Below are 7,093 nucleotides of genomic sequence, written 5' to 3'. Positions count from 1 at the left end.
TGGCAAACCCTCGATAAGGCGATCGAGCCTATGACCCTTGACCTCGCCGCTTGATCAAGCGCAAATCATCCCGCTCGGAGGACGTCGCCCGAGAATTTCCACCACATACGAGACACAACCAGCATGAACTCCTGCACCTTCTCGATCGCACCGAGATCCCGCTCCATACCGATGGCTCCGAAAACGACATCCGCGCCTTCGTCACCAAGCGCAGAACATCCGGCGGAACCGTCAGAGACGCGGGAAACAAGCCCGCGACGTCACGCTCGGCTTGATGAAGAACTGCATCAAGCTCGACGTTTCGTTCTTCCGATATCTCGGCGAGCGCCATATCTGCTCAACAGCCGATACCGCAACTCCCGGATCTCTTCAGGCAAGCCGCTCAAGCCTGACCGCTCGGAAATTTGCCCCGCATACACGGAAAGGCTCCTTGTGCGTGGTCTGATTCTTCGGCATTAGAAATCCGACTTCACCGGCACAATGCCGACGAAACAGGAAAGGTCGATTGCAGGATGGACAGCAGGATGGGACTGGCGGCAGCACTGGCGGCGATCGCACTGGCGGCCGGAATCGAGTCGGCAGATGCAGTGGAATATGTTGCTGAGAGCGAGCTTGGGCTCGCCCGCATCGAATCCGCGTCCGCAGACGCCCTTCGCGACGAACTGCATGCCCTGCTCTCAACCAATCCGACGGATCCGATGATCGGAACCATCACGCGCCACATGATGAGGCTGGCACAGCTCCGCACCCTGCCCGCGAACATCGTGACGGATGCGATCTCCGATGACGACGCGGCCGGTCCGTACTGATCGAGGTTATCGCCGCTCCGATCTCATCTCGGTGGATCCGATCCAGTACTGAATTCCGATCTGCCGGATCGCCGCCTGCGGGCGGACGACTTGCCGGCCGCAGAGGTGGACCGTGGAGGAGTACGACATCGTCTTGGCCGGGGATTTTGCTTCGGCAGGCGACATCGGTGCGCGTGTCGCTGCGGAATGCGCGGTCCAGTGGGACATGGGGATGCGCACCGGGCTGCTCCATCTTCCGGCCTCGCCGAACCGCCGTATCGTCGCTGACGTCCACCGCTGCGTGCGCGAGCGGATCGCCGAAATCGTCACACTCGACCTGCCGGTCAGCGTCAGGCTCCTGGTGGTGCATGCGCCGACCGCGCTTGCCTCGCTGCCGATTAGTTTCGTCAATCTGCGCGCGGATCGGGTCGTCCTCGTCCATGAATGCGCCCCGGACGCCGAGACGCTCGGGCGGCTGGTGGGCTTCGCACGCGCGCCGATCTCCTGGGCGCCAACCAACCGCTGGGTCCGCGCGGCCATCGACTCGCTCGGGCTTCCCATCGAGATCGAGGACGTCGACTGGCGGCCTCCCGTCACCGGGTACCGTCGACGCCCTCGGGCCGCAGCCGACCGCAAGCGCTTCATCATCGGCCACATCGACTTCGGCGGGCGGTCGCACTGGCCCGACAGCGCCGAAGCGCTGGCGGCGGTGCTGCCGTCCGACGGCTCTGTCGACGTCCGGCTGCTCGGCCTGCCGCCGGCGGCCCTGCTGCTCGGCGAGAAGATGCCGGAAGCATGGCTCGTCCGCGAGCTGGGAGCGATGACGATCGAGGCCTTCCTGGACGGTCTCGACGCCCTTGTCTACGCGCCGGTCAAGATGCCCGAAACGGTTCCCGATGCGGTTCTGGGCCTCGCCCTGGCGAAGGGGTGCGTCGTCGCCACCCTGCCCCATCTTCGTCCCCACCTCGGCGACGGGCCTTCCTACGCCGAGTGCCGCGACCTACTGAGCACGGCGGTCTCCACGCTCGAAAGGCCTGACCTGCCCGACGTCCTGGAGCGCGCTGCCAAATCGGCGTCGTTCCAGTTTTCCTGGCGGTTCCACGTCGAGCGCGTGACGCGGCTCGCGGGCCTGCACGCACCGGCGGCGCCGAAGCCGGCGTCGCGGCCGGTTCCGCGCACGCGTCGCATTCTATTCCTTGCCTCCAACGGTGTCGGGCTCGGTCATGTGTCACGGCTGCTGGCGATCGCGAACCGGGCGGCGGGGCGGTTCGAACCGATCTTCGTCTCCCATGCCCAGGCGCTTCCGCTGCTGCGCGGCTCCGCCCATCCGAGTGAGTATCTGCCCTCGCTGTCGGACACCGGCGCGGATCCCCGGCTCTGGGACCGCTGGCTGCGCAGCGAGCTCGAACGGCTGATCTTCGCCTACGAGGCGGAAGCGGTGGTCTTCGACGGGAACAATCCGTACCCCGGGATCATTGAGGCGGCCCAAGCGCAGCCACCCTGCAAGCTGGTCTGGGTACGCCGAGGAATGAACGGATTCATCGCCTCGCCCTACCTTGCAAACGCGCGCCATTTCGACCTGATCATCGAGCCCGGCGAAATCGCCGCCGAACGCGATGCGGGCGCGACGGCGGCCTTCCGGCACGAGGCGCTTCAGGTCGATCCGGTCACACTGCTCGACCCCTCCGATCTGCTCGACCGCGAGGAGGCGATCCGGGTTCTCGGTCTCGATCCGGTAAGACCCGCCGTGCTGGTTCATCTGGGAGCCGGGGCTCATCGCGACGTGGTCTCGCTTGTCGACTCAGTCGTCAAGTGCCTGCGCGCCTTCGACGGTCTGCAGATCGTCATCGCCGAATGGGCGAATGCGTCGGCCCCCCTGTCGCTCTGGCCGTATACGACCGTCGTCAGCGCCTATCCTCTCAGCCGCTATCTCCGGGCTTTCGACTTCTGCATCTCGGCCGCCGGATACAACAGCTTTCACGAGGCCATCGTTTTTGGCGTGCCAACCGTCTTCATAGCCACCACGCACAGGGCCGTCGACGACCAGAAGGGACGGGCGGGCTACGCGCAGGACAGGGGCGCAGCACTGGAACTCCCCGAGGACCAGCTCTTCCACCTGCCCGCCATCTGCTCGGTCATGCTCGATCCCCGCGCCCGCGCCGTCATCCAGCAAAAATGCGGCCTGCTGGCGAGGCCCAACGGTGCAGAGCGTGCGGCCAGCGCCATCGCCGAACTGCTGAGGGCCGCGTGAGCAAAGCGCAGTCCCCGTCGCTGCTCCTTTCGGAGAAGCAGATCGCCCACTACCGGATCCTCGACGCTATGCTCGGCGTACTCGACGCCCATGACGGTGCGGGCCGAGCCGCGCGGCGGGTCACCCTCCTTCCCCAGGGAACACCGCTGCCCATCGCGCTGCGCGCCCTTCCGCCGGCGGCATGGTCGGCCTTCGGCGAAGCGCCCGACGCTTTGCGGCCGCGCCCCGGCTGGTTCGTCCCGGACCGCTCGGCGGCGGCCGTGACCGTCGTGGCGCTCTTCGGCCTTGACGCGCAGGGCATCCGGATCGCGCTGGACCATCTCGCGCGGCAGCAGCGCGAGACGCCGGGCTTCCTGCCCGTCTGCTTTACCGACTGGCCGGACCATGCCGGCTTCCGCCGCCGGGGATACGTGGTGGAGTATTTCGTGCCCGAGAACTGCCAGGGGGCGGCGGGTCTCGCACGTTTCCGCGAACGCTTTCAGCTCCTGTGGCGGAAATGGGGCGTCGGGACGCTCGTCGACCTTTCTCGGCCGGGCCTGTTGGCTGACCGCATCGGCGGTCTCGACGTGCTGGCGCCGAAAATGCTTCGAGTCGAGGCCGACCGCGCGTGGGAGCGGCCGAAGCCGGAGCGCCTCCCCGCCATGAAACCCGACATCGCCGCGCTGAGCGCCGAATACGCGGCCCGTGGCCTGGAAGACGTGCCCGACACGTTCGTGCTCTACCGGATCATCGGCAACGATCTTCATCCGCGACACGAACAGGGCCAGTCGCTGCGCAATGTGCGTTTCATCCTCGACAACGAACCGACCTTCGCCAAGTGCGAGAAGCGCTGGGTCGTGAACCGAATCGTGGACCCGGAGACGGAGGCGTCGATCCTCGACCTGCTCGACCAAGCCGGGCAAACCTATCTGCACATCCGCTTCGACCGCGACGACTATGCCAGGCAGGACTGGGACTTCTCGGGCTTCAGCGACCCCGCCTTCTGGCTGGCGCCGATGGACTGCTCGGAGCGGATGCGGATGCGCTTTGAAGCACGCCTGCGGCGCCACAAGGTCAACTACGTGATCAACAACAACGGCGCGCGCAACGCGGCCCTGAACGACGGGCGCAACCGGGCGAAATGGGTTCTCCCATGGGACGGCAACTGCTTCCTGTCGCAGCTGGCATGGGACAGGCTAGTCGCCGACGTGACGTCGCGTCCCTACCTGAAATACTTCCAGGTGCCGATGGCGCGGCTTTCCGACACCTCCCAGGCGACGACTGCCGATCTCGGCCCCCTGGCGACGGAGGAGCCGCAGGTGATCTTCCGATTCGATGCCGAGGAAAGCTTCGACGAAGCCTACCCCTACGGGCGGCGCCCGAAGGTATCGCTGTTTTGGAAGCTCGGCATTCCCGGCGACTGGGACCTCGCGGGCGACGACGTGTGGGATGTCCCACGACCCGAGCGCACGACGCGCGGCGCCGAGTTCGGCTCGGCCGGCTGGGTGGCCCGGCTGCCGTCGGGTCGTTCGCACCTGGAGGCGCCGCTGAAGTCGAGCCAGACGGGCCGCGAATTGGCGCGCAACGAAGCGATAGTCGCGACGCTCGACGACCTCGACCGGGACGTGCTGGCGCGGCACTGGGACCCGGATCGTCTTGCCGCCTATGACGAAACAGCTTTTGCGCGCCTCGTCGTCACCCCCACCGGCTCACTGGCAGCGAAATGGCGCGACGCTCTGCTCGAGGCGGGCGAGGCGGCGCTGCAGCGCGGCCTCCAGACGGTTGTGGAGAAGACCACCCTCCCCCCGAGCGGCGATCCCCACGACTACTGGCATCCGGCCCCCTTCTGGTGGCCCAATCCGGCAACCGCGGACGGCCTCCCCTTAATCCGGCGCGACGGTGAGCGGATCCCGGGAACCGAACTCTATTCCCAGCACTGCGAACGGTATGACCGCACGCGGCTGCAACGCCTCTTCGACGATGCGACCGTGTGCGCGTTGACATGGCGGGTCACGGGAGAACGGCGGTTCGCCGAGCATGCGACGGCCATGCTGCGCTGCTGGTTCATCGATCCACGGACGCGGATGAACCCACACCTGACTTATGCACAGTGGCGGCCGGAGCCGAATGCCAAGTATGCCGGCGGCTACGGCCTCATCGAGATGAAGGACCTCTATTTTTTCCTCGACGCGGTGCGGCTCCTGCGAAAGTCGGAAGCGCTCGACACGGCGACGGAGGACCAGTTCCGCACTTGGCTCGCCGCCTATCTCGACTGGATATGCGCGGGTTCGCAGGGTGCTGCCGAGCGCGCCGCCCGGAACAATCACGGCACGTGCTTCGATCTCCAGGTGGGCGCCATCGCCGCCTATCTCGGCGACCTGCGCACGCTGTCCGCCACCCTGCGCGCATCGAAGGCGCGCATCCTCACGCAGTTTTCGCCCGACGGGAGCCAGGAGGAGGAGCTGAAGCGCAACCGGTCCGCCCATTACACGAGCTTCAACCTGCAGAGCTGGGTCAACCTGGTGCGGCTAGCGAAGACGGTGGGCTGCGACCTGTGGCGCTACGAGGGTGCGGAAAGTCAGTCGCTGCGCGCGGGGATGCACTGGCTCGTGCCCCGTCTCACCGCGCAGACCTGGACCTGTCCGCAAGTTGCGCCTTTCGACTGGATCCGCCGCATGCCCTTGGCCGCGGCGGCGAGAGACGAGCTGGACATGGCCTTCCCGGAACGATCCGACGGCGGCGCGCTCGATCCCTCGGCATGGCCGCCGGTCTTTCATCCGCATGACGGGGTGAGGCCGTTCTGGCTTGTCGACCACCTGTCCGGCTGCGTATCGTCAGCCCCGGCTGAACAGCCCGACGCCATCCTGCGTGCCAGCCGCTAGTAAGGCCTTCGCGCCAGCGGATCGCGGCGCAGGCAGATAGTAAGCGGGATCAGCGCCACATGGTTTTTCCGGGTTGACAGGATCGCCCGCTCACCTGCGAGCCGCCTTGGCGCGGTTCGGCATGAAGTGCGATCGGATTCCCGGCTCGACGAAGAAAGCGCCGCTGCCATCGCCAGGGCCGTTCTAGCAACGCCTGTCGGCGCGCAAGGCCGACAGCGCTGCTGTGATGGCGGCCCTGAAGGCGCGGCTCGAGACGCTGATCGATGAGGTCTCGGCCAAGTCGTCACTCGGCAAGGCCGTCATCTACGCACTGGCGCACTGGCCGGGACTGACAGCCTTCCTCGACGACGGCCGGATCGAAGTCGACAGCAACATCGTGGAGCGCTCGATCAAGCCGGTCTGCCTGACAAGGAAGAACAGCCTCTTTGCCGGATCGGCCCGCGGCGGCGAGACATGGGCTGTGCTGGCATCGCTGGTCAATTCGGCAAAGCTCAACGGTGTCGATCCCGAGACATGGCTCGCCGATGTGCTGGAGCAGATTGTCTCAGGCGCCGTGCCGGTCAATCGGCTCGACCAGCTTCTCCCGTGGAACTGGAAAGCAAGCCGCGAAAAGCGGGGCCAGGCAGGGATGATGGCGGCATGATCGCACGTTCGCCCAAAGGGCCTGTTGTCGCTGCGCCCGCCGCGGCTTCCCCGCTTCCGCCGTCGCGCCCGATGCTGGACGATGCGGCCTTCGAGGCGTTCCTGCGCAAGCGGCGACCGCATCCGCCGGTCTTCAGCATGTCCGGGCTCGACGGCTATCTGACGGCCCTCATCATTGGACCGCGCTTCATCGACCCGCGCCACTGGATTGGCTTGATTGCGGGCGAGCAGGCGATGATGGCGCTCGAAGGCACGACCGGGGCGCTCGCGGTTCAGACGCTGGTCGCGAACTACAACCGCATCTCGACCGGGCTTGCGGAAACGCCGCAGACATGGCGTCCGCGTCTTGCGCGACGCAAGGGCGGAACGTTCGACGCCTTCGCGTGGTCCACTGCCTTCCTGCTCGCCACCGGCTACGCCAAAAGGCCCTGGGTTGTGTCTCGTATGTGGTGGAAATTCTCTGGCGACGTCCTCCGAGCGGGATGATTTGCGCTTGATCAAGCGGCGAGGTCAAGGGTCATGGGCTCGATCGCCTTATCGAGGGTTTGCCA

Annotated in this window: 4 protein-coding genes and 1 pseudogene; all 5 read left to right on the top strand. The window is 66.4% G+C overall.

The genetic code is table 11. The annotated features are described in order from the left end of the window. Nucleotides 1-524 precede the first annotated feature (524 nt). Entirely contained in the window at nt 525-809 is a 285-nt protein-coding gene (locus N1F91_RS30585; RefSeq protein WP_289997694.1) for a hypothetical protein, read from the top strand. Nucleotides 810-921: 112 nt separating this feature from the next. Further along, nucleotides 922-3,039, top strand: coding sequence for a glycosyltransferase (locus N1F91_RS30580; protein WP_289997693.1), 2,118 nt, complete (start codon nt 922-924; stop codon nt 3,037-3,039). Further along, nucleotides 3,036-5,900, top strand: coding sequence for an alginate lyase family protein (locus N1F91_RS30575; protein ID WP_289997692.1), 2,865 nt, complete (start codon nt 3,036-3,038; stop codon nt 5,898-5,900). The genes N1F91_RS30580 and N1F91_RS30575 overlap by 4 nt, the downstream gene beginning before the upstream one ends. Nucleotides 5,901-6,090: 190 nt before the next feature. Next, nucleotides 6,091-6,543: pseudogene (locus N1F91_RS30570) on the top strand (transposase); the annotation flags it as partial. Continuing rightward, nucleotides 6,540-7,028, top strand: a complete 489-nt coding sequence (locus tag N1F91_RS30565; RefSeq protein ID WP_289997691.1) for a UPF0149 family protein — start codon at nt 6,540-6,542, stop codon at nt 7,026-7,028. The pseudogene N1F91_RS30570 and the gene N1F91_RS30565, both read left to right, overlap by 4 nt. The last annotated feature ends 65 nt before the right edge of the window (nt 7,029-7,093 follow it).

This window comes from Aquibium sp. ELW1220 (genome assembly GCF_030398385.1).
Lineage (GTDB): Bacteria > Pseudomonadota > Alphaproteobacteria > Rhizobiales > Rhizobiaceae > Aquibium.
Note: the sequence above shows the minus strand (reverse complement) of the source record. Positions and strands in the feature narration are given on the sequence as shown.

Coding starts and splice junctions, on each gene's coding strand:
- N1F91_RS30585 (WP_289997694.1), top strand. CDS start 525: ATGGGACTGGCGGCAGCACTGGCGGCGATCGCACTGGCGGCCGGAATC.
- N1F91_RS30565 (WP_289997691.1), top strand. CDS start 6,540: ATGATCGCACGTTCGCCCAAAGGGCCTGTTGTCGCTGCGCCCGCCGCG.